Annotated in this window: 23 protein-coding genes and 2 pseudogenes; 7 read left to right on the top strand and 18 right to left on the bottom strand. The window is 58.0% G+C overall.

Annotated features, from left to right (window positions below):
* Positions 1-26: 26 nt before the first annotated feature.
* The 3 genes from minE to minC all read right to left on the bottom strand — a co-directional run bounded on the left by minE (position 27) and on the right by minC (position 2,032).
* The gene (minE, locus tag ACWGZX_RS05310) at positions 27-281 is read right to left on the bottom strand and encodes a cell division topological specificity factor MinE (RefSeq protein WP_007944431.1); all 255 of its coding nucleotides are present in this window, start codon (positions 279-281) and stop codon (positions 27-29) included.
* Positions 281-1,093, bottom strand: coding sequence for a septum site-determining protein MinD (minD, locus tag ACWGZX_RS05305; protein ID WP_452627556.1), 813 nt, complete (start codon positions 1,091-1,093; stop codon positions 281-283). The genes minE and minD overlap by 1 nt, the downstream gene beginning before the upstream one ends.
* Positions 1,094-1,294: 201 nt before the next feature.
* Positions 1,295-2,032 carry a septum site-determining protein MinC gene (gene minC / locus ACWGZX_RS05300; protein WP_223513952.1) on the bottom strand — a complete coding sequence of 246 codons (738 nt, stop codon included), beginning with the start codon at positions 2,030-2,032 and terminating at the stop codon, positions 1,295-1,297.
* A 118-nt stretch (positions 2,033-2,150) separates the two neighbouring features.
* Here minC and ACWGZX_RS05295 point away from each other — a divergent pair, with 118 nt between their 5' ends.
* Both ACWGZX_RS05295 and ACWGZX_RS05290 read left to right on the top strand, forming a co-directional pair.
* Positions 2,151-3,083: a lipid A biosynthesis lauroyl acyltransferase gene (locus tag ACWGZX_RS05295; RefSeq protein ID WP_452627555.1), complete on the top strand. Its 933-nt coding sequence runs from the start codon at positions 2,151-2,153 to the stop codon at positions 3,081-3,083.
* A 35-nt stretch (positions 3,084-3,118) separates the two neighbouring features.
* Positions 3,119-4,291, top strand: a complete 1,173-nt coding sequence (locus ACWGZX_RS05290; protein WP_452627554.1) for a patatin-like phospholipase family protein — start codon at positions 3,119-3,121, stop codon at positions 4,289-4,291.
* A 138-nt stretch (positions 4,292-4,429) separates the two neighbouring features.
* Here ACWGZX_RS05290 and ACWGZX_RS05285 read toward each other — a convergent pair whose 3' ends face one another.
* From ACWGZX_RS05285 to puuE, 7 genes are all read right to left on the bottom strand, one after another.
* A complete protein-coding gene (locus ACWGZX_RS05285; RefSeq protein WP_452627553.1) occupies positions 4,430-5,215 on the bottom strand; it encodes an outer membrane protein OmpK in 786 nt (261 codons plus the stop codon).
* Between the two features lie 590 nt (positions 5,216-5,805).
* The gene (locus tag ACWGZX_RS05280) at positions 5,806-7,164 is read right to left on the bottom strand and encodes a nucleobase:cation symporter-2 family protein (protein ID WP_452627552.1); all 1,359 of its coding nucleotides are present in this window, start codon (positions 7,162-7,164) and stop codon (positions 5,806-5,808) included.
* A 163-nt stretch (positions 7,165-7,327) separates the two neighbouring features.
* Entirely contained in the window at positions 7,328-8,629 is a 1,302-nt protein-coding gene (locus tag ACWGZX_RS05275; protein WP_452627551.1) for a urate hydroxylase PuuD, read from the bottom strand.
* Between the two features lie 50 nt (positions 8,630-8,679).
* Positions 8,680-9,183, bottom strand: coding sequence for an ureidoglycolate lyase (locus ACWGZX_RS05270; RefSeq protein WP_452627550.1), 504 nt, complete (start codon positions 9,181-9,183; stop codon positions 8,680-8,682).
* Positions 9,184-9,305: 122 nt separating this feature from the next.
* Positions 9,306-10,301 carry an allantoicase gene (gene alc / locus ACWGZX_RS05265; RefSeq protein ID WP_121733428.1) on the bottom strand — a complete coding sequence of 332 codons (996 nt, stop codon included), beginning with the start codon at positions 10,299-10,301 and terminating at the stop codon, positions 9,306-9,308.
* Between the two features lie 87 nt (positions 10,302-10,388).
* Entirely contained in the window at positions 10,389-10,904 is a 516-nt protein-coding gene (uraD, locus tag ACWGZX_RS05260) for a 2-oxo-4-hydroxy-4-carboxy-5-ureidoimidazoline decarboxylase (protein WP_452627549.1), read from the bottom strand.
* On the bottom strand, positions 10,901-11,827 hold the full coding sequence (gene puuE, locus ACWGZX_RS05255; protein WP_452627548.1) for an allantoinase PuuE: 927 nt from the start codon (positions 11,825-11,827) through the stop codon (positions 10,901-10,903). The genes uraD and puuE overlap by 4 nt, the downstream gene beginning before the upstream one ends.
* Positions 11,828-12,255: 428 nt before the next feature.
* Here puuE and uraH point away from each other — a divergent pair, with 428 nt between their 5' ends.
* Positions 12,256-12,609, top strand: coding sequence for a hydroxyisourate hydrolase (gene uraH, locus ACWGZX_RS05250; RefSeq protein ID WP_007944445.1), 354 nt, complete (start codon positions 12,256-12,258; stop codon positions 12,607-12,609).
* 220 nt (positions 12,610-12,829) lie between these two features.
* Here uraH and ACWGZX_RS05245 read toward each other — a convergent pair whose 3' ends face one another.
* The 5 genes from ACWGZX_RS05245 to ACWGZX_RS05225 all read right to left on the bottom strand — a co-directional run bounded on the left by ACWGZX_RS05245 (position 12,830) and on the right by ACWGZX_RS05225 (position 17,014).
* A complete protein-coding gene (locus tag ACWGZX_RS05245) occupies positions 12,830-13,456 on the bottom strand; it encodes a LysE family translocator (protein ID WP_452627547.1) in 627 nt (208 codons plus the stop codon).
* Positions 13,457-13,535: 79 nt separating this feature from the next.
* Complete coding sequence (locus ACWGZX_RS05240) at positions 13,536-14,885, bottom strand: NCS2 family permease (RefSeq protein ID WP_223513925.1); 1,350 nt, start codon at positions 14,883-14,885, stop codon at positions 13,536-13,538.
* A gap of 431 nt (positions 14,886-15,316) precedes the next feature.
* Complete coding sequence (locus ACWGZX_RS05235; RefSeq protein WP_452627546.1) at positions 15,317-15,688, bottom strand: glutathione S-transferase N-terminal domain-containing protein; 372 nt, start codon at positions 15,686-15,688, stop codon at positions 15,317-15,319.
* Between the two features lie 104 nt (positions 15,689-15,792).
* Positions 15,793-16,338, bottom strand: a complete 546-nt coding sequence (folE, locus tag ACWGZX_RS05230) for a GTP cyclohydrolase I FolE (protein ID WP_452627545.1) — start codon at positions 16,336-16,338, stop codon at positions 15,793-15,795.
* A gap of 22 nt (positions 16,339-16,360) precedes the next feature.
* A complete protein-coding gene (locus ACWGZX_RS05225; RefSeq protein ID WP_452627544.1) occupies positions 16,361-17,014 on the bottom strand; it encodes a site-specific integrase in 654 nt (217 codons plus the stop codon).
* On the opposite strand from ACWGZX_RS05225, the pseudogene ACWGZX_RS05220 reads away from it, so the two are divergent.
* The 3 genes and pseudogenes from ACWGZX_RS05220 to ACWGZX_RS05210 all read left to right on the top strand — a co-directional run.
* Positions 17,014-17,160: pseudogene (locus ACWGZX_RS05220) on the top strand (DUF2514 family protein); the annotation flags it as partial. The gene ACWGZX_RS05225 and the pseudogene ACWGZX_RS05220 overlap by 1 nt on opposite strands.
* Positions 17,161-17,288: 128 nt before the next feature.
* Positions 17,289-17,444 (top strand): annotated as a pseudogene (locus ACWGZX_RS05215) (DUF2514 family protein); the annotation flags it as partial.
* A 20-nt stretch (positions 17,445-17,464) separates the two neighbouring features.
* The gene (locus ACWGZX_RS05210; RefSeq protein ID WP_452627543.1) at positions 17,465-18,637 is read left to right on the top strand and encodes an acyltransferase family protein; all 1,173 of its coding nucleotides are present in this window, start codon (positions 17,465-17,467) and stop codon (positions 18,635-18,637) included.
* Between the two features lie 912 nt (positions 18,638-19,549).
* On the opposite strand, the gene ACWGZX_RS05205 is transcribed toward ACWGZX_RS05210, so the two are convergent.
* From ACWGZX_RS05205 to ACWGZX_RS05195, 3 genes are all read right to left on the bottom strand, one after another.
* A complete protein-coding gene (locus ACWGZX_RS05205) occupies positions 19,550-20,107 on the bottom strand; it encodes a Smr/MutS family protein (protein WP_452627542.1) in 558 nt (185 codons plus the stop codon).
* 86 nt (positions 20,108-20,193) lie between these two features.
* Complete coding sequence (locus ACWGZX_RS05200; RefSeq protein WP_223518693.1) at positions 20,194-20,514, bottom strand: hypothetical protein; 321 nt, start codon at positions 20,512-20,514, stop codon at positions 20,194-20,196.
* Positions 20,515-20,650: 136 nt separating this feature from the next.
* Positions 20,651-21,241: a cysteine hydrolase family protein gene (locus ACWGZX_RS05195; protein ID WP_223518694.1), complete on the bottom strand. Its 591-nt coding sequence runs from the start codon at positions 21,239-21,241 to the stop codon at positions 20,651-20,653.
* 239 nt (positions 21,242-21,480) lie between these two features.
* Between ACWGZX_RS05195 and prmB the strand changes: the two genes are divergently transcribed.
* Positions 21,481-22,389: a 50S ribosomal protein L3 N(5)-glutamine methyltransferase gene (gene prmB, locus ACWGZX_RS05190; RefSeq protein WP_452627541.1), complete on the top strand. Its 909-nt coding sequence runs from the start codon at positions 21,481-21,483 to the stop codon at positions 22,387-22,389.
* Positions 22,390-22,445 lie beyond the last annotated feature (56 nt).

Raw genomic sequence — 22,445 nt, 5'->3', positions numbered from 1 at the left:
GGCCGCCGTGGCTCCGACCGGATCGATTAACGATCTGGCAGGGTGATATTGAGTTCCAGAATCGAGCAGCTGCCCTGGTTTTCCAGAGCGACGTGCACGTCATCGGACCCGATATTGACGTACTTGCGGATCACTTCCACCAATTCCTTCTGCAAGGCTGGCAAGTAGTCCGGCGTACTGCGTTGGCCGCGTTCATGCGCCACGATGATCTGTAGACGCTCTTTCGCTACCGATGCGGTACTTGGCTTCTTGTTGGCACGAAAGAAGTCAAAAATGTTCATTATCTACCTCCAAACAGGCGCTCGAAGAATCCCTTCTTCGTGACATCGAGGAAACGATGTTCCACGTTTTTGCCCAGCAGACGATCGACTGCATCGCTGTACGCCTGACCGGCGTCGCTTTGGTCGTCGAGAATCACCGGCACACCGGAGTTGGAGGCCTTGAGCACCGCTTGCGATTCCGGAATCACACCCAGCAGGGCGACAGCCAGAATCTCTTTGACGTCTTCGACGCCGAGCATTTCGCCATCGTTGACGCGTTGCGGGTTATAGCGAGTCAGCAGCAAGTGTTCCTTGATCGGCTCTTCGCCTTTTTCAGCGCGGCGCGATTTGCTGGCCAGCAGGCCCAGCATACGGTCCGAGTCACGAACCGAGGACACTTCCGGGTTGGTCACGATAATCGCTTCATCAGCGAAGTACATGGCCAGGTGGGCGCCTTTTTCGATACCCGCCGGGGAGTCGCAGACCACGAATTCGAAGTCTTCTTTCAGCGCCATCAGGACTTTTTCCACGCCTTCCACCGTCAGCGCGTCTTTGTCGCGAGTCTGACTGGCGGCCAGGACGTAGAGGTTCTCCAGGCGTTTGTCTTTGATCAGGGCTTGCTGCAGGTTGGCTTCGCCGTTGACCACGTTGACGAAGTCATACACCACGCGACGCTCGCAACCCATGATCAGGTCGAGGTTACGCAGGCCCACGTCGAAGTCGACGATCACTGTTTTGTGACCACGCAGAGCGAGGCCGGTACCGATAGCGGCGCTGGTGGTGGTCTTACCCACACCACCCTTGCCGGATGTAACCACGAGAATCTTGGCCAAGGTGTTTCACCCCTAAGGAAAAAGGACATTTAGCCCCTGAAAAACATCTCTTGAAAAACTACTGCAGTCGGACAGCCTTGGCTGAAATCCGGTTCTGAGCGGCGCTTACCCCCGGTAAACACTGCTTGTGGCCGTTTTCCTACTTCGCTTGAGCCGTTTTCGCTAGGTTTTAGAGATGTTTGGAAAATGCGGCAGTATCCGTTAAAGCCGAATGATGTTCAACACGTCGCCGGACAGGCTGACTTGTACGCCCGCACCCCACAAAGGATCGCGACGCAGATCCTCGGAGACCTTGTAGTGGCCTGCGATAGACACCAGTTCAGCGCTCATTTGCTGGCAAAAAATCCTGGCTTTCGTGTCGCCTTTGACGCCGGCCAATACACGACCGCGCATAGGGCCGTATACATGGATATTGCCATCGGCGAGAAGTTCCGCCCCCGGGCTGACCGATGAAATCACCACCAAATCGCAACCCTGGGCATAAATCTGCTGGCCACCACGTACTGGCGAGGTGATGATTTTCGTCGGTTTGATGGTCGGTTCCGGCGGTTTTTCCGGTTTTTTCTTCACCTGGCCTTCGAGCGGGTCAAGCGCACGCTCACGGGCACCGGACGGCGGCAGCACGGGCAGATCGACCGCAATGGCGGCAGCGATGTCTTCGATACGGCTGGCGCGGATGGCCAGCGTGCGCAAGCCATGCTGGCGGCAAACGCGCATCAGCCCTGGCAAATCCACCGCGCCTTCGCCGGCCGGAAGTTTGTCCAGGGCCAGCACCAGCGGCGCATTGCTGAAAAAGTTAGGCGCCTGAGCGACCTTGGCGGCCAGTTGCCGATCAAGGTTCTCGAGGTCGTTGCGGGCCAGTTCCAGCACCGTAATGGCGAGCATGCTGCCCTTCAACTGGAACACGGGATCCTGGTCTTGCGGTTCGGTTTGGCTCATGGTCGGCATACAACGGCTTGTCACTAAAAGTGCCGAGACTTATAACGAGAACGCCCGCAAGCCGCAAGCCGGGTCGAACGATGTAGAATGCGCGGCCATTGTCTTTCCGGAACCTTTAATGGATCGCCCGCGTTTTCGAAAAACATTTCTTATGCCGCGTTTCTGGCCGCTGTGGTGTGGCTTGGGGTTGTTGTGGCTGATTGTTCAGTTGCCGTATCCGGCGTTGCTGTTTATTGGTCGCCTGCTCGGTGCCGGGATGTATCGAGTGGCCGGCGACCGACGGCGCATTGCCAAGCGCAATCTTGAACTGTGTTTCCCTGAAAAGTCCGCCGCCGAGCGCAAGCGCCTGCTCAAGGAAAACTTTGCCTCCACGGGCATCGCCTTTTTCGAAATGGCCATGAGTTGGTGGTGGTCGCGTCAGCGTCTGGCCAAACTGGCCCATGTCGAAGGCCTGGAGTACCTGAAAAAGGCTCAGCAAGATGGCAAGGGCGTGATTCTGATGGCGGTGCATTTCACCACGCTGGAAATCGGCGCGGCGCTGCTTGGTCAACAGCACACCATCGACGGCATGTACCGCGAGCACAAGAATCCGCTGTTCGACTATGTCCAGCGTCGTGGTCGTGAGCGGCACAACCTCGATTCGCTGGCGGTGGAGCGCGACGATGTGCGCGGCATGCTCAAATTGCTGCGCGCGGGCCGAGCGATCTGGTACGCACCGGATCAGGACTACGGCGCCAAACAAAGCATTTTCGTGCCGCTGTTCGGCATTCAGGCGGCCACCGTGACCGCCACCAGCAAGTTTGCGCGGCTGGGCAAGGCGTTGGTGGTGCCCTTCACTCAGGAGCGCCTGGCCGATGGCAGCGGTTATCGACTGGTGATTCATGCGCCGCTCGAAGGCTTCCCCGGCGAAACCGAAGAAGCCGATTGCATCCGCATCAACCAGTGGGTCGAAAGCGCCTTGCGTGAATGCCCGGAGCAATACCTCTGGGCCCATCGCCGCTTCAAGAGCCGCCCACCGGGCGAGCCCAAGCTGTACAAAAAACGCGGTTGAGTCACCGATTCCTTTAAGCGCCATGGAGTGTTGCGATGAGTCCTGCAGAACCGGTTACAGGGTTGATTCTTTCCGGCGGCGGGGCTCGGGCGGCGTATCAGGTAGGCGTGCTGGCGGCGATTGCCGAACTGTTGCCGATGGGGGCAAGCAATCCGTTTCCAGTGATCGTCGGCACCTCGGCCGGGGCGATCAATGCGGTCAGCCTCGCCAGTGGCGCGATGGATTTTCGCGGCGCCATCGAGCGTTTGACCGCGTTCTGGCAGGGCTTTCGCAGCCATCGGGTGTTGCGCAGCGACTGGCCCGGCGTCATCAGTCAGGCCACCCGGTTTGTCAGTCACAGTTTGCTGGGGCTTGGCGCTCACGTGCCGGTGGCCTTGCTCAACAGTTCGCCACTGCGTGGTTTACTCAACGACAAACTGAACATGGCCGGGATCGCCGAAGCCATTGCACAGAAGCAGTTGCAAGCGGTGGCGGTGACGGCGTTTGGGTATGAATCCGGTCAGGCTGTCACGTTCTATCAGGGTGGCGGCACCATCGAATCGTGGTTACGCCATCGGCGCATCGGCGTTCCGACTCAATTGAGTGTCGAGCATTTGCTGGCCAGTTCCGCCATTCCGTTGCTGTTCGCCCCGGTGAAAATCGGCGAGGAATACTTCGGCGACGGTGCGGTGCGCCAATCCGCCCCGATCAGTCCGGCCCTGCACCTGGGCGCCAGCCGGGTGCTGGTGGTGGGCGTCAGTGGCAACCCGCGTGGCGTCGACCCGCAGCAGCCGCTGCAACGCGCTTATACCGGGCAACAGCCGACGCTGGCGCAGATTGGCGGGCACATGCTCAACAGTACGTTCATTGACAGCCTGGAAAGCGACATCGAGTTGTTGCAGCGTCTGAATCAGTTCAGCCACCTGATGCCCGTGGGTACACCGACCCGTGCGCTGGGCGTGGCGCCGGTGGAGGTGCTGGTGATTTCGCCGAGTCAGCCGATCGATGAGATTGCTGCGCGGCATCGACAGGAATTGCCGGCGGCACTGCGCCTGTTTTTGCGCGGACCGGGGGCGACCAAGACGAGTGGGGCAGGGGTGTTGAGTTATCTGTTGTTCGAAGCGGGGTATTGCAGCGAGTTGATCGACCTGGGGCGGCGGGATGCGTTGGCCAAGCGTGGGGAGCTTTGCCGGTTTCTTGGGTTGGCGGAGACTGTGGTTACTGCTTGAGATTGGTGGTGAGGCCATCGCGGGCAAGCCACGCTCCCACAGGTTTTGCGTCGTTTACATAAATTGAGAACGACCTCAAACCTGTGGGAGCGTGGCTTGCCCGCGATGGCGTCCTTGCAGACGCCACTTACTGCCAGATCAGAAGTGAACCTTGACCAGCAAGCTGGTCGCGCTCTGATCAGTCTTGAAGCCCTGGCTGTCTTCGATGCCGTACTTGTTTTTCCAGTAGTCATACTCGACACCGACGTACAACTGCTTGGCGCCCAACTTCAGTGCCTTGCCCAGGTCGTATTTGACCTGTGGGTTGAAGTGCAGGTTGGCGTGGTATTCGCCTTCTTTGTTCACGTCGTTGTCGACTACCCAGTCCATGAAGCCGTCGATCACCACGTCCGAGCTACCCGCCGGGATGGTGTAGGACCAGACCGGAGAGACCTGCCAGATATCGTCACCCGGGCGGCCGCCTTCGGAGTGACGGTTGTAGAAGTTCAACTGGAAGTAGTCGAAGCCAGGGATAGCCAGGTCAAAACCCGGACCGATCAGGTACGACTCGGTGTCGTCCTCGCCGAACTCATAGGTCATGGCCAGCAGGACGTCTTTGATCGGACCGAACTCCAGCTTCTGGTCGAAAATCTTGTTAAACGACAAGCGCGGGCTGAGTTCGCCATAGTGGGTGTTGTCGCCGGCGAAGGCGTCTTCCTTGCCGTTGTAGAAGATCTTGTCGATGAAGAAGTAGTTGTCGCCGTATTTCCAGCCATCGGCGTGTTCGAAGGTCACCGTCTGCTGAATGCGCGGGTTGACCTGGAAATCCTTACCGTACAGGTAAGACAGGCTGTTGGTTTGCCATTGCAGCAAGTCGCCGGCCATGGCCTGACCCCCAGCCAGCATTGATCCCGCCAGCATCAGGCTAGTGCACGTACGTTTCATTCGGTTGCTCCCAAAAAGTAGGTGATTCCACGTTATTTTTTTAAGTTCGGCGCTCTGGTGTGGCGCCTCTATCTGTAGCGGTAAAAAATCATCCAGTCGGTCAGCTTTAATGCTCATAGCAAGAGCTGCGCCAAGGCTTTCAAAAAACAAATAAACTCCCGCTCGGCTGCTCAAAAACAGTCGATTGAGAGGGGGTATGGAGTGCCTTGGTATTGTCCAGAGCCGGGATAAGTTGGCTTTCTGGTCAGAAATTAAATCCGGGCTTTTTTTTAACGAGGATTCAGGCGGCCGCGGAGAATACTGACTACTTGGCCAGGTCTCAAGTGCCCCGCAACAGCGCACCGACGACAGGTGTGGGGCATGGTTGGCGGCGCTTGGCCTGGCGTCGTTAAACGACGGGCTTGAGTGGGTAAAAACCATCTGTTGCTTCCTCTTGTTTTTATTGTTGAGGCGCAGGCAACCCCCCTGTAGGAGCGGGCTTGCTCCGGGCGGCGTTCCGACGAAAGCGTCGGGTCAGTCAACACAAGTGTTGAATGTCATACCGTCATCGCGAGCAGGCTCGCTCCCACAGGGTTTGGTGCTCGTCTGAGTTAATGCGTGTGAGCGGTGCAGTCGTTGATGGCCGCGCGTTCGGCGCCACCAAGAATGTTGAACAGCAGGTTCAGCGTCAGGGCGCTGATCGTGGCCATGGCGATGCCGCTGTGGGTGATCGGGCTCATCCATAGCGGGAGGTGGGCGAAGAACTCCGGGCGCACCACTGGAATCAGGCCCATGCCGATGCTCACCGCCACCAGCAGTTGGTTGCGACGGTCGCCGATGTCGGCTTCCTGAAGAATCTTGATCCCGGTGGCGGCGACCATGCCGAACATCGCAATCGCCGCACCGCCCAGTACCGCTGGCGGAATCGACGCCACCAGGAATGCGGCTTTCGGCAGCAGGCTCAACACAATGAGCAACCCGCCTGCGACGATGGTCACCGAACGGCAACGCACACCCGTCATTTGCACCAGGCCGATGTTCTGCGCAAATGAGGAGTGGGTGAAGGTGTTGAAGAACCCGGCGAAAAACGAAGCGCCGGCATCGCACAGCAAGCCGCGACGCAGCATCCGTGGGCAGACTTCCTGCCCGGTGATTTTGCCCAGGGCGAGGAACATCCCGGTGGACTCGACGAAGATGATCACCACCACCAGGCACATTGAAAGGATCGGCGCGAGTTCAAACTTGGGCATGCCGAAATGCAGCGGGGTGACGAATTGCAGCCACGGCGCTTGCGCCATGCCGCTGAGATCGACCATGCCGATCAGGCCGCAGAGCACGTAGCCCAGGCACATGCCGATCAGCACTGAAATATTGACCCAGAACCCGCGCATGAAACGGTGCACCAGCAAAATGGTGCCCAGTACCAGCGCAGCAATGGTCAGGTAAATCGGCGAACCGAATTGCGTGGCGCCTGCGCCACCGCCGGCCCAGTTCACAGCCACGGGGAACAGCGACAAACCGATCGAGGTGATGACTGTGCCGGTCACCAGAGGCGGGAAGAAGCGTACGACTTTGGACATGAATGGCGCGATGATCATGCCGAAGAATCCGGCGGCGATGGTTGCACCGAAGATCCCTTGCAGGCCGATGCCCGGCATGCCGGCCATGGCGACCATGCTGCCGACGGCGGCGAAACTGGCGCCCATCATCACCGGCATACGGATGCCCATGGGGCCGATGCCCAGCGACTGGACGATGGTGGCGATGCCGGCGACCAGCAGGTCGGCGTTAATCAGAAAGGCGATCTCTTCACGACTCAGGCCAGCGGCCTGTCCGATGATCAGCGGCACCGCGATGGCGCCGCCGTACATCAGCAAAACATGTTGCAAGCCGACCAGGATCAGTTGCAAAAGGGGCAAACGCTGAATGGCGGGTGCGTCGGGGATGCGCGCTTCGGATAGCTCGGACATGCAACACCTCGGATCTTTTTTATTCTTGTGATTTTGTGCATCAGGTTGACCGCGGTGCGGCCAATCGCTGGCAAGCCAGCTCCTACAGGGTTATGTCGTTCATCGGTTATGCGACCGACATGGAACCTGTAGGAGCTGGCTTGCCAGCGAAGCTTTTCAACGATTAGTTGGTCTGAGCTCCCTGAACAATCCAGGCACCAATCAGGTCACGTTCCTGCTGGGTCATCTGCGTGATGTTGCCCAGAGGCATGATCTGGCTGGTAACGGCCTGAGCCTGGATGCGCGGGGCGTTCTGGCGGATCTGCTCGGGGGTGTCGAACATCACACCGGCAGGGGCCGCGCTGAACAGTGGGCTGGTCGGTTTGGCCGAGTGGCAAACCGCGCAACGCTCTTGAATCACGCTGTGCACCTTGTCGAAGCCCGGACCTGCGTTGGACGCCTGAGCCGGTGCGGCTGCGGGCGCTGCCGCCGGTGCAGCTTCAGCCGGTTTCAAACCACCGCCCACTGCGGTTTCCGGCAGCGGTTGGTACTCGATCTTCGCAGGCGCCTTGGCCACTTCCGGGCTGGTCATCGGCGCAGGGCCGGTGACGTAAGCCAGGCTGATCATGCCCACAGCTGCCACTGGCAGCGTCCAGGCAAACTTGTGGCTGTCATGACGGGTGTTGAAGTAGTGACGCACCAACACCGCCAGCACCGCGATCCCGGCCAGGATCAGCCAGTTGTATTGGCTGCCGTAAGTGCTCGGGAAGTGGTTGCTGATCATGATGAACAGCACCGGCAAGGTGAAGTAGTTGTTGTGACGCGAACGCAGCAAACCTTTGGCCGGTAGCGCCGGATCCGGCGTGCGGTTCTCGGCGATCGCCGCTACCAGTGCGCGCTGTGCCGGCATGATGATGCGGAACACGTTACCGACCATGATGGTGCCGATGATCGCGCCGACGTGCAGGTAAGCACCGCGTCCGCTGAACACTTTGCTGAAGCCGTAGGCCGCGCCAATGATCAGTACGAACAGGATGAAGCCGAGCAGGGCAGGGCGTTTGCCCAGGGCCGAGTCGCAGAGGAAGGAGTAGACGAACCAGCCGACGAACAGCGAGCCGATGCCCAGCAGTACGCCTTCAGGACCGCTCAGGCTACTGCCCGGTGCCAGCAGGTACAGCGTCGGGTTGGAGTAGAACACCACGCACAGCAGCGCGACCCCTGACATCCAGGTGAAATAGGCTTCCCATTTGAACCAGTGCAGGTTGTCCGGCATGGTCGGTGGGGCCAGTTTGTATTTTTCCAGGTGGTAGATACCGCCGCCGTGGATCGCCCACAAATCGCCCGCCAGCCCGCTTTTCGGGTTGACCCGATTGAGGTTGTTTTCCAGCCAGACGAAATAGAACGACGCGCCGATCCAGGCCACGCCAGTAATCATGTGAACCCAGCGCACGCTCAGGTTCAGCCATTCAAACAGATGTGCTTCCACAGTCTTTACCTCTCGCCTGTCACTCTGTTGTCGAGTGATCAGACCTTCTCTTATTGGTGGGGGGCGAGGATCAAACGCTCATCCTCTTTGAAAAAATGCTCATCGCAGTTATTGCCTGTGCCACTGCGATCAACCACCAGGAAGTCATCCCGCTTTTCGATCGTCAGCACCGGGTGGTGCCAGACGCCGCGATGGTAATTAATGCCCTGCCTGCCGTTGGTGACGAAGGCGCGGACCAAGCCTGATACAGGTTCATCGCCAAGTGGCGCGACCACGATCAGAAAAGGGTTGCAGAGCAGCGGAATAAACGCCTGGCTGCCCAGCGGGTGACGCTCCAGCATGCTGACGGTCAGCGGCATGTCCTGCGCGTCGGCGCGGAAGATGCTGATGATCGCGTTGTCCTCTGGCGTGGCGGTTTGCACCGTCGCCAGTTTATGGAAGCGCATGGTCGAACCGTTGTTGATCATGAAGTGATCGCTGCCGTCGGTTTCGATCACGTCACCGAAAGGGGCGAAGGCTTCTTTGGTCAGCGGTTCAATCGTCAATGTGCGCATGCTGGTCTTCTTACCTTGAATTCGTTGATGTGTTGCTTTTGTAGGAGTACGGCTTGCCGGCGATGGGGTCCTTACTGACGCCATCGCCAGCAAGCTGTGCTCCTACAGGTTTTCTTCAGCGCTTATTTAGCGACCTTGCCGAGAACACGCAGGCGGCTCACACCACCATCCGGGAACACGTTCAGGCGGATGTGGGTGATTGGCCCCAGCGCCTTGATCTGCTCGGCGAAGGTGTGTTCAGCGTGCATTTCCAGTTTCTGCGCCGGCAGCAGCTCGCGCCAGAACAGCGATTGGGTTTCGATCTGACTGTCAGTGCCGCCCTTCACGAACGCGCCCTGGATCGAGCAAGTGTCCGGGTAGTTGCCTTTGAAGTGCAGAGTGTCGACGATGACTTTCTCGACTTCACCGGCATGACCCAGCGCGACGATCACCCAGTCGTTGCCAGGAGTACGACGACGTGCGGTTTCCCAGCCGTCGCCCATGTTGATGCCACGGCCGGGGTTGAGGATGTTGCTCATGCGGCCAAAGTGTTCGTCGGAGCAGGCGAGGGCGCGACCACCATTCAGCGCTGCAGCCAGGTCAATTTGCTCGTTGTCGCCGACGGCCGACCAGTCGCGGTGCGGAACACCGTACACACGCAGACGGGCCACGCCGCCATCCGGGTAGATGTTGAAGCGCAGGTGGCTGAATGCCTGATCGTTGTTGATTTCGTGGAAGTGGTGGCTGTTGCCTTGCAGCTCTACAGCGGACAGCACTTCAACCCACTGGGTGTTTTCAGTCGGTTCGCCTTCTGCCAGGAAGCAGGCTTCCAGGGAGGCCGACGGCGGGAAGTTGCCGGTGAAGAATGAAGTGTCGATGTCGACGCCTTTGATCGAGCCCGGCACGCCGAGGCGGATCACCGCGCTGTCGTAGCCTTCGAAGCGCTTGCGGCGCGACTCCCAGCCGTCCATCCACTTGCCGTTGTCATCGAACACGCCTTCTTTCCACACAGCCGGGGTCGGCTGGAACAGGCGGTTGGCATCAGCGAACCAGTCATCGGTGACCGAGATGATTTTGGTGCCCAGACGGGCGTCGGCCAGGTTGACGAACTTCTCGAAAGGTACGGCGTAAGCTTTCATTCTTCTTGTCTGCCTTTAAATTAGTTGGCTTGGGATGCTTGCAATGCCCTGGGTGTTTTCGCGTTGTGAACACTCGGGCAAGGCTCGCTATAGGGTCAGTAAACGGAACAACGCAATCTTGTTGATCTCCGCCAGCGCGCATTTGAATTCGGTGTCGACCGAGTTGTGAATGCGCGTTTCAAACGCCGCGAGGATCTGATGCCGGTTGCTGCCTTTTACCGCCATGATGAAGGGAAACTTGAACTTGGCTTTGTAGGCGTCGTTCAGCTCGGTGAAGCGCTGGAACTCTTCGGCCGTGCATTGGTGAATACCGGCGCCAGCCTGTTCGTTGGTGCTGGCTTCGGTCAGTTGGCCCTGGACGGCCGCACGGCCTGCCAGGTCCGGGTGAGCGTTGATCAAGGCCAGCTGGCTGGCGTGATCGGCGCTCAACAGAATGTCGCTCATGCGCTGGTGCAGGGTTTCGATCTCGTCGATCGAGGCGTCCTGGCCCAGGTCGAAGGCCTTTTCGGCCACCCATGGCGAATGTTCGTAGATGTCGGCGAAAGCGGCGACGAACGCATCGCGGCTCAGGCTTGATGGTTTGACGGTTTGAAAGGTGCTCATTTCGCGGCCCCTTGGAATGGGTGGGTTTCGTGCCAGTGGCGCGCGATGTCGACGCGACGGCTGAACCACACCTGTTCATGACTTTTAGCGTATTCGATAAAGCGCTTGAGCGAAGCCAGACGCGCCGGACGGCCGATCAGGCGGCAGTGCAGGCCGATCGAGAGCATCTTCGGTGCTTCTGCGCCTTCGGCGTAAAGCACGTCGAAGGCGTCTTTGAGGTACTCAAAGAAATCGTCGCCCTTGTTGAAACCCTGGACTTGGGTGAAGCGCATGTCATTGGTGTCGAGCGTGTACGGGATCACCAGGTGCGGCTTGCCGGTCGGGTTGTTCGGTTCCCAGTAGGGCAGGTCGTCGTCGTAGGTGTCGCAGTCGTAGAGGAAACCGCCTTCTTCCATCACCAGGCGACGGGTGTTCGGGCCGGTGCGGCCGGTGTACCAGCCCAGTGGGCGCTCACCGGTGATTTCGGTGAGGATGCGGATCGCTTCGAGCATGTGCTCGCGTTCCTGTGCTGCATCCATGTACTGGTAGTCGATCCAGCGATAGCCGTGGCTGCAAATCTCATGACCGGCATCGACCATCGCGCGGATCACATCCGGGTGGCGCTGGGCGGCCATGGCAACGGCGAAGATGGTCAACGGAATATCGAATTCCTTGAACAGTTTCAGAATCCGCCAGACGCCGGCACGGCTGCCATACTCGTAAAGAGATTCCATGCTCATGTTGCGCTCGCCTTGCAGCGGCTGCGCCGAGACCATTTCGGAGAGGAAGGCTTCGGACTCTTTATCGCCGTGCAGGATATTGCGCTCGCCGCCTTCTTCGTAATTGAGTACGAAAGACAAGGCGATGCGGGCATTGCCCGGCCAGTGTGGGTGAGGAGGGTTACTGCCGTAACCGATCAGGTCGCGTGGGTAGTCAGCGCTCACTGCAGTCTTCCTTCTTGTTCGTGTCGACGTGTTCAAGGTTGTGTGGCGGCCTTGCGATGAGATATCAGGCTGGCGTCACTGCGATGGAGTGATTGTATACAACTTTATATTCAATTTGTAAGCCTGATTTTTTGCATTTTTCTCGAAACGTCATGAATTGATGATACTGCAAGAAACCTGCCTGAGTGGTCAGCTAAAGGATAGAAGGTCCGCTGATCTTATGGTGCGGCGTTAAATTCGCTGTAAAACCCCGACTGGCGGGCATCGAGGTAAATAGGTCGTTTTTATTGTGTACAATTTTTTTGAAAAGTGTCTTAATCAATCGCTCGCCGTAGTGATTCGTGCTCCGAATCGGTGCGGTCTCCTTTTTAACTGACTTCGGGAGGCGCGAGGCCTGACTGCTCTACGCAGGCAGGCGCGCAGAATCAATGGGACGTTTGACTACACACGTTTTGGACGCTGCACACGGTTGCCCGGGCAGCTCGATCAAGGTCGAGTTGTACCGCGTAGAAGGTTCGCACCTGGAATTGGTCGCCAGCGCGACAACCAATAGCGATGGCCGTGTCGATGCACCGCTACTGCAAGGCGATGACTACCGTACCGGGGTCTATCAGGTTCAGTTTCATGCGGGCGACTACTACCGCGCCCGTGGCGTTCAGTTGCCGGAGCCTGCGTTTCTCGATGTAGTGGTGCTGCGTTTCGGCATCTCTGCGGAGCAGGATCACTACCATGTGCCGTTGCTGATTTCGCCGTATAGCTATTCCACGTATCGCGGCAGCTGATCCCCCAAGCAGCTGCCTCAACCTGGAAGCGACTGCGCATATAGCTTCTTTGGTCTTTCGCCCGCTCACACTGCGGGCTTTTTTTCGTCCTTGAGAAATGAGTTGTTGCTGCTGACGCCTTCGCGGGCAAGCCTTGCTCCTACAGGGTGTGTGTCGTTCACAAAGCAGGGGGCGACACCAATCCTGTAGGAGTAGAGCTTGCTCGCGATGCTTTTTGGCTTCAGCGGCTCAACAGAGATGCCGCGCCCGCACCACTGAACAACCCCGCACTCACCCGATTGAACCAACTCTGCCCTTTGCCACTGCGCAGATATCGAGCCGCACCATGCGCACCCAGCCCATAAGCCAATTTGCACAGCAGATCCAACACCGTCCAGGTCGCTATCATCACCAGCAACTGCGGCAGGAACGGCTGCTCGGCGCTGAGAAACTGCGGCAGGAAGGCTGCAAAGAACAGAATGTCTTTCGGATTACTCGCACCGAGTACAAACGCACGGCCGAACAGCGCACGAAAGCGTGGCACTGGCGCCGCCTGAGGCACCTCGGCGCCCACCGACGGCTGGCGCGATTGCTGCCAGCTCTGCCAGGCGAGATAGAACAAGTACAGCGCCCCGACGATTTTCAACGCGCTGAACAGCTGCTCCGATGCGAGCAGCAAGGCGCCCAAACCCAGCGCAGAGGCACTGAGCAAGCAGATCGATGCGACCACGCCACCGAGAAACGCGGGGTAAGAACGGCGCAAACCGTAATTCAGACTGTTGCTGATCATCAGCAACGACAGGGGCCCCGGGATCAGGATCACCACCAGCGCAGCGCCGCTGAACAGCAGCCAGGTTTCCAGACTCATCACTTTCCTCCATTTGTGCAAAAGCCCCACCCGGCGGGGTGAGGCTGTTTTGAAACACTGTTTTTGAAACGTAGGCGGCTTACAAGAAAATGAACTTGGCGATGAAGATCGCGCAAAGCACCCACAAGCTGACGGAGATTTCCTTGTATTTACCGGTACCGGCCTTCAGCGCCACATAAGTGATGAAGCCCAGCGCGATGCCGTCGGCGACCGAGAAGGTCAGCGGCATCATGATTGCGGTGACGATGGCCGGAATGCTGTCGGTCGCTTCGTCCCATTCGATGTGCTTCATACCGCCCATCATCAGCATCGCCACATAAATCAGCGCGCCGGCGGTGGCGTAGGCTGGGATCATCCCGGCTAGTGGTGCGAAGAACATCGCGGCAATAAATAGCACACCCACGGTCACGGCGGTAAGCCCGGTCCGACCACCCGCCGCAACGCCCGCGGCACTTTCAACGTAACTGGTGACCGGCGGAACACCCACCACCGCACCAAATACGCTGGAAGCACTGTCGGCTTTCATGGCGCGGGAGAGGTTTTCGATCCGGCCGTCTGCGCCGACCAGGTTGGCGCGCTGGGCCACACCCATCAGGGTGCCGGCGGTGTCGAACATGTGCACAAAGAGGAAGGCCAGGACCACGCTGATCATGCTGACGTTGAATACGCCGGCCAGATTCATGGCCATCCAGGTCGGGGCCAGGCTCGGCGGGGCCGACATGATGCCCTCGTAGTGCACCAGGCCAAGACCCCAACCGGCCAGGGTGACGGTGATGATGCTGATGAGGATTGCGCCGAACACTTTGTGATAGCTGAGAATGGCGATCATCAGGAAGCAAACGGCGGCGAGCAGCGGGCCGGGTTCGCGCAGGGAGCCGAGCTTGATCAGGGTCGCCGGGCTATCGACGACAATGCCCGCTGTTTTCAAACCGATCAGCCCCAGAAACAAACCGACGCCGGCGCCCATGGCGAAGCGCAGGCTCACTGGAATGCTGTTGAGCAGCCATTCGCGAATCCGCGAAAAGGTCAGGATCATGAACAACACACCGGACACAAATACCGCACCGAGGGCGGTTTCCCAGTTGTAGCCCATGGTGCCGACCACGGTGTAGGTGAAGAAAGCGTTCAAACCCATGCCCGGCGCCAGGCCGACGGGCCAGTTGGCGTAGAGGCCCATTAACAGGCAACCCAGCGCAGCCGCGATGCAGGTCGCGACAAACGCGGCACCGTGATCAATCCCGGCGTCAGCCATGATATTGGGGTTGACGAAGATGATGTAAGCCATCGTGATGAAGGTTGTCAGACCGGCAATCAGCTCGGTCTTCACCGTGGTGCCATGCAAGCTGAGTTTGAAGATGCGTTCAAGCAAGCCATTGCGTAATGGCGGCGAGAGATCCAGCGTCGATGCTTCGGATTTGCGGCTTTCCACAGCGAGTACTCCTCAAGAGTTTTATTGTTATTTCCAGGACCGGACCCATGAGGGTGGCAGCGGCCCTTTGAGGCAAGGCACTTGCGAATATGTTGATCACGCGGTCAAGAACTCGCACGAAGTGGATTATGCTTTTGTATACAAAAAAAGCAAATAATGTTTTCCATTTTGTTTGCGAAAAGTTTGGCGATTGAGCTATATCGCCTGTGCCGACGCCATCGCGAGCAGGCTCGCTCCCACAGGGACAAGCGCCGAGCCTGAGGGGGGATGGCAAAAACAAATAAACCGGCCATTGGGCCGGTTTATTTTTGACTGGGATTTGTGGTGGCCTCATCGCGAGCAGGCTCACTCCCACAGTGGATTTGTGGCGTTCACAAACCTGTGGGAGCCAGCCTGCTGGCGATGGCGTCAGTCAGGGCACCACAAAACCATCAGGCTGCCGCGAAACGCTTATCCAGATAATCAATGATCACCTTGGACTCATACATCCAGGTGGTCTGGCCGTTCTCTTCAATACGAAGGCACGGCACCTTGATCTTGCCACCTTGCTCCAGCAGGGTCTGGCGATCCTGTTCGCTGTTTTTCGCGTCACGCAACGCCACCGGAACATTCAGGCGGCGCAGGGTACGGCGGGTCTTCACGCAAAACGGGCAGGCGTGGAATTGATACAGAGTCAGGCCTTTGGCAGCGGAGTTGACCTTGGCCTGAGCCTCGGCGGGGCGTTGCTTCTTGCCGGGACGAGTCAGGAAGTCGATGAAGATGATCAGTTGGCCAAGGCCGACACGAAGCGCTTTTACGAACACGTTGAAAGCCTCACGGAGCGAATGAAGAAGGGCGCGCAGCTTACCTGATTTTTTGCAGACGAAAAAAAACCGGCGATGAATGCCGGTTTTCTTCGTGCCGCACATTACTTGATCAGGCTGAGAAACTCGCTGCGGGTGGCCGCGTTTTCGCGGAACTCACCGAGCATCACCGAAGTGATCATCGACGAATTCTGTTTCTCCACACCGCGCATCATCATGCACATGTGCTTGGCCTCGATCACCACCGCAACGCCCAAGGCGCCGGTGACTTGCTGGACCGCTTCCGCGATCTGGCGGCTGAGATTTTCCTGGATCTGCAGGCGGCGGGCGTACATGTCGACGATTCGCGCCACTTTCGACAGGCCCAGCACTTTGCCGCTCGGGATGTAGGCGACATGCGCCTTGCCGATGAACGGCAGCATGTGGTGTTCGCACAACGAGTACAGCTCGATGTCCTTGACCAGCACCATTTCGCTGTTGTCGGAGCTGAACAAGGCACCGTTGGTGACCTCTTCCAGCGTCTGTTCATAACCGCGGCAGAGGTACTGCATGGCTTTGGCGGCACGCTTTGGCGTGTCGAGCAGGCCCTCGCGGGAGGCGTCCTCGCCCAGTTGGCCGAGAATCGCGGTGTAATTCTGTTCCAGTGTCACAGAGCTTTATTCCGTATGGGTTCTAGAGGGGTACGGGTTCTGTCTGTACCAATTGTGTACCAATCAGGCTTTGTTCAAGCTTCCCGACTTCGCTCCAGTCTTCACTGGAACTGATCCACCGGGCGTAAGTCGACAGTAGCATTTGCACGCTGTGGCCGAGCTGATTCGCAATGAACCCGAGGTTCATGCCTGCCATGAGGCACATGGTAGCGTAAGTGTGCCGGCAGTTGTATTGCCGTCTGGCCCTGATCTTCAGTGCGACCAGTGCCGCCTTGAAATGTTTGTCTGTCACGCTGGCCTGCTGGATGAACTCAAAGTTCTTGGTCGGCGGGAACACATAAGGCGACTGCTTTTGCTGTCGCCGGCTCTGCTTCGCCCTCAACTCGGCCACACTCTTGGCCACCTCAATCGCATTTAATGCCCTGCTGTTCAGCATGACTCGCCGCGCTTCACGGGTTTTCGTGCGCTCCTCGATCTTGTAGTCCGCGACGATCCGACACACGTTGGCGACGCGCCCCTCTGTATTCACCTCATCCCAGCGCAACGCCGCTATCTCCCCTGGCCGCATGCCGGTGTAAAACGCGAACTCGAAGTACGCCGCGTACACCAGCATCGAACCGGTCAGCACCTTATATAAGTGCCCGATAATCAAATCAGCCTCAACCACCGTAGACACTGGCCAATGCCGATTGGCAGGCGAAGTGGGATGACCGTGACAAGCAGGGCGCTGAAGCTCGGACGCTCAACGAAGCAGCCGAGCGCACCAAAGAGCAGACCTACCAACAATCAATCAACAAGTCGGTTCAAGATGGTCAACGCGCGATCGATCAAGCAACTGCTGATGCTGCCGCTGCTCGCGCTTCTGCTGACGTACTGCGCGGGGGGGGGGCAACGCCCTTGCCGCTCGATACGCAACCAGTGAAGCCAGCGGCAATTCCTGTACTGCCGCCGCAAGCAAGGCAACTGCCCGCGCCGCAATGGTGCTTGCCGACGCGCTCAAGCGCGCTGATGAAAGAGCGGGAAACCTGGTGGAGTATGCTGAGCAAAGCCACGGACGCGGAGTGACCTGCGAACCGGCGTATGACGGAATTCAGATCGCCAGATAATGGTAATCTGGCGCCTTTCTGTGATTCGTCATCGGGTGTGTAAAGTGGTAAGAGAGTTCGAGTTCATCAACTTCTTCAGGGCAATCGCTGCGCTTTGGGTGTTGGTGGCACATTGCATGATTTGGGGTGGGTGGTATGGCATCCCACTGCCATCGGCGAAGATTGCAGTGAATCTGTTCATGCTGATCTCGGGCTTTCTGATGATGGCGAATGCCACCGCGCGGAAGCACTCGGAGCCGCTGACTACGGGAAGGAGCTGGGCGCGTTTTTGGGTTCGTCGCTACTTCAGGCTGGCTCCGGCCTACTATCTGTCCCTGGCGCTGGCAGTAATGTTCAGCTCCTACTTTCTCCTTGGCTACAAAGAACTCCAGCACTTGAACCCGGCCCTGTGGGCTGGCGGTGATGGTGGGGTTTATGATCCGATGCGGATCGAGTACACCGCCACAAACATGTTTCTGCACCTCACTTTCCTGTTTGGACTACATCCTGAGTACTCATTCTCGACATTCCTTCCGGACTGGAGCCTCAGCCTGGAAATGCAGTTTTATGCAGTTTTCCCCCTGCTGTTCCTGGTGTTTCGTCGGATTGGCGTCGCAAAGGCGTCGCTGCTGATCGGCGTTCCGGTGTTTCTGGTGGGGGCGTGGATATCCTCAAAAGCCCACTATTTCGAGCCCTCACTAATCGTTCTGCGGCTCAATTACTTCCTCGCGGGCATGGTTTTGTTTGCGGCGATGAAGGAGGGAGTTTCCAAAGCTCGGCAAGCCAGCCTGATCACCTGCGCAATGGTGCTCGTTTATATTGGTTCGAGGGTTGATCCTGATTTCCTTGTGCTTCCAGGCATCCTGCTGCTGATGCTGGCCATCGGCTTGGCCGAGAAGTCTGGCCGGGCTCCGTCCTGGCTAATCAGCATGATCAACAATAAGCCGGTTCGGTTCGCCTCGGACACGTCCTATGGTGTCTACCTTTTCCACGGTTTCTTTATTGCAGCCTCCGGACTCATCATCACGCGGGTTCCATTCCTTCTTGGACTGACACCGCCGCAGCGCGTCGGCGTTATGTTGGTCTTTGTCCTGGCGGGTGCGTACCTGACTGCCTATCTGGTTTACAAAGCTGTTGAGCTGCCAGGTATCCGGCTCGGGGGACGAGTGAATCGGTCGATGCTTTCGATTGAGCGAAAGCCGGTTGTTACTTGATTGATTTTGTTCGGCCGGCAGGACGCCGGATAGGGATGGGCCAATTCTTGGGCCAATTTATCGGGGTGTGTTGGAGTAAGGCGGGGAATCGCCGGGGATTGGCCCTTGAATTCAAAGGCCGATTCCCCGTCTATCCCCGTTTAGAACAGCAGGGAAGGGGACAGATCTGAATTTGGCATGTGCTAATTCTCCGCAGACGAGGAAAGCGTAGCAGTCGATAAGACGATTTGAATGGAATGGTGCTCGGTCGGCAGAACGCCGGTAGAAGGGATGGGGCTGGGCGGCCACGTCCGTGCACATGGCCTCCCTGGTTTTACAACACCGCCAAGACGACAGTAGCCAAAAGAGCCAGTGCAACAGCGGACACTGGATCTATGCCCATCAAGCCGAAGCTAATGGCCATGCCACCGAACGCACGAATGCGTTTGTGCAAAACTGCTGAACCAGCTTGATTAGATATACCCAAAGGTAATCCTCCCTTGCTGTTCTCCGAGTCTCATAGTGTGGCCGGCGCGGAGGTTCAGACTGTTGCTGTTTCTCTGTGTGTTCTCTGGGCACAAAGGGTCAGCAGCCCAACCAGTACTTAGGCAGCAACAGTAGATGCTGATGCTGTCAAAATTACGTGCGGAGAATGACGAGATTCTATTTGAAAAGTAAGGTCTTCAATTTCTCGACTCCGTGTTCGCAGTGCTATCCCGTACCAATTTTTGTACCACTGACCGTGTATTCAGGGTATGAGCCGGGTATTCCCAAGTAACGAAGTGCCCGGTTTCATTGGTTCTGCGTACTTTGGCTTACCCCTTTAGAATCGCGGTGTAATTCTGTTCCAGGGACATGAAACTACCTGTGGGGATTTTCGCAAAGGCAAGGGTATGGTGGCAAACACGGCGCTGCAAGCGTGACGCGACAGCTTTACTCGTCACGACCTTCCATCATGGTGCGTTTGAGCATCACATACACCGCTCCGGCGCCGCCATGTTTAGCCTGGCACGAGGTGAAACCAAGCACTTGTGAATGCTGGCGCAGCCAAGTGTTGACGTGACTTTTGATCATCGGCCGCTTGCCGTCCAGACGCACGGCTTTGCCGTGGGTGACGCGCACGCAGCGAATTTCGAATTTGGTCGCTTCGGCGAGAAAGGCCCAGAGGGTTTCTCGCGCTTTTTCCACGCTCATGCCGTGCAGGTCGAGGCTGCCCTCGAACGGAATTTGTCCGATCTTGAGCTTGCGCATCTGGCTTTCCTGAACCCCGTCACGAGCCCACATCAACTCGTCTTCCGGGCCGACATCGATGACGAACTGATCGGACAGCCCATCAACGGTGGTGGCATCGGTGCGAATGGTCGCGGCTTGACGCAGCTTGGCGATTTGCGCGCGGTCGGCCTTGGGTTTGCCGGTTTCGGCGCGATCGTGCTTGATCGGCTTGACGCCTTGGATCGCACTTTTGAACAGGGAAAAATCGTTGTCTTGCATGTCAGCCTCCGCGAAGGGCGGCCAGTTTACCCAAGTCGAGTCGCTATCCATAACAATTGAGGCCCGGCAAATACCAGGCCTTCTGTTCAGTCGTGTTTTTTCATCAGGTGTGGAGACATGTTCAGCCCGCGCGACTGGCGCGAACGGCGCCGGCACCGACGCCAAAGCCATACACCGAGGTACAGCATGAACAGGCCGATCGCCAGAATCACTGCCGCACCGATCCGGCTGGTGTTCAGTTCGCCCAGCGCGGGTACGTGGCCAAACAGGCTGGCGGCAGCGGCCATGGCGAGCAAGACACCGCACGTTGCCAGCAACGCGGCAAACGCGGCGCCAATTCGAAAACGCCAGTTGCGTTGGCCTTTGGGCCGCAAGCGGCGAGCGTCAAAACCATCGGATAACTTCATTCCGACCTTCCTCAATGGGTATCGGCCCTTCGACCGGGAGTTGACCGGGATGTTCCTGAGGCTAAGACAATTGCGGCAAATGGGTGACTTTTGCGGATGAGCGGCAGTATTGGCCGCTCATCAAGGGCCGATCAAATCAAATCAGATCGTGAGTGAGCGCGAGCGTGGCGAAGTTGTCCGCCATAATCGCCATTTCGGTCTGTTGAACGTGTTCGGCGCTCAACACGCCGCCCTTGTAAGGTAAATCGCGCGTGGCACAGGCGTCTTCCACCAGCGTGCAACGGAAACCCAGATTCTTAGCAGCGCGCACCGTGGTGCTGACACTGGAGTGACTCATGAAACCGCAGACGATCAGGTCAAGGGCGCCGAGGTCTTCCAGGCGCTTTGCCAGTTCAGTGCCGTGGAACGCACTTGGCAGCAATTTGCCGATGATGGTTTCGTCGGGCAGTGGTTCAAGGCCGGGGATGAACTCACCACGCTCGCCTTGTGGATCGAACAGCCCGCCGACCGTGCCGAGGTGGCGTACATGCACGATGGTGCGACCGGCCGCGCGGGCAGCCGCCAGCAATTGCTTGATGTTCGCGACGGCAGCGTCCATGCCGCTCAGGGCCAGCGGACCGCTGAGGTACTCCTTTTGTGCATCGATGATGACAAGGGTCGCATGGCTCAGATTGGCTGCTGCGTAACCGCGGCCGCTGAGTTGAAACATCGTTTTTGGAACGGACATTCTGGGGCTCCTTGGAGTGGGGCTTTTGCGCCATTGTCCTCTGGCTGAGCGGTTCTGTGAATCGCTACTATTGTAGATGTCGTCTTTACTGGCTTGCAGCCTTGTCATTTTGCTCGTTTTGTTCAATAGCCAGCGGTAAAAAGGGATGGATCCTACATCTGGTCCGGTGTTTTTCCTGCGTCGTCGTGGCGCGTTTTGGCTGTTAGAATCGCCAGTCGTTTTTTCTGGAGTTTGCCGCCGTGATCACTTCCCGACTTCGTACCCTGCGTGACCATATCCGTTGGGCCGTCAGCCGCTTCCATGGGGAGGATCTGTTTTTCGGCCATGGGACTGACAACGCCTGGGATGAAGCCCGTCAACTGGTATTGGGTGCCTTGCACTTGCCATGGGAAATTGCCGACAGCTACCTCGACTGCGCGCTGGAAGAAGATGAACTGGTCCACTTGCAGCTGTTGCTCAAACGCCGTATCGAAGAGCGCGTACCGACCGCCTACCTGTTGGGCGAAGCCTGGTTCTGCGGCATGTCATTCATCGTCGATGAGCGTGTGTTGATCCCGCGTTCACCGATTGGCGAACTGATCGAAAACCGCTTCACACCATGGCTGGGCACCGAGCCGGCGCGCATTCTTGACCTGTGCACCGGCTCAGGTTGCATCGGCATCGCCTGTGCCTATGAATTCCAGAACGCCGAAGTGGTACTGGCCGACCTGTCGTTCGAAGCGCTGGAAGTGGCCAATCAGAACATTGAGCGTCACGGTGTCGATGAGCGGGTGTACACCGTTCAGGGCGATGGGTTTGATGGCTTGCCGGGTCAACGTTTCGACCTGATCGTGTCGAACCCACCCTACGTCGATGCGGAAGATTTTGCGGATATGCCGGACGAGTATCAGCACGAGCCGGAGCTGGGACTGGCCTGTGGCGATGATGGTTTGAACCTGGTGCGTCGCATGCTCGCTGAAGCCGCGGATCATCTGACCGAGAAGGGCTTGCTGATTGTCGAAGTGGGCAACAGCCAGGTTCACGTCGAGGCGTTGTACCCGGAAGTCGATTTCGCCTGGCTCGATTTCGAGCGCGGCGGGCATGGGGTATTCATGTTGACGGCTGACCAGTGCCGCGATCATCAGGCACTGTTCGCTTCTCGCGTCTGACTTTAGAAAGCCATCGCGGGCAAGCCCGCTCCCACAGGTTTTGTGTGTGCCACATA

This window comes from Pseudomonas sp. CLCA07 (genome assembly GCF_053615335.1).
Note: the sequence above shows the minus strand (reverse complement) of the source record. Positions and strands in the feature narration are given on the sequence as shown.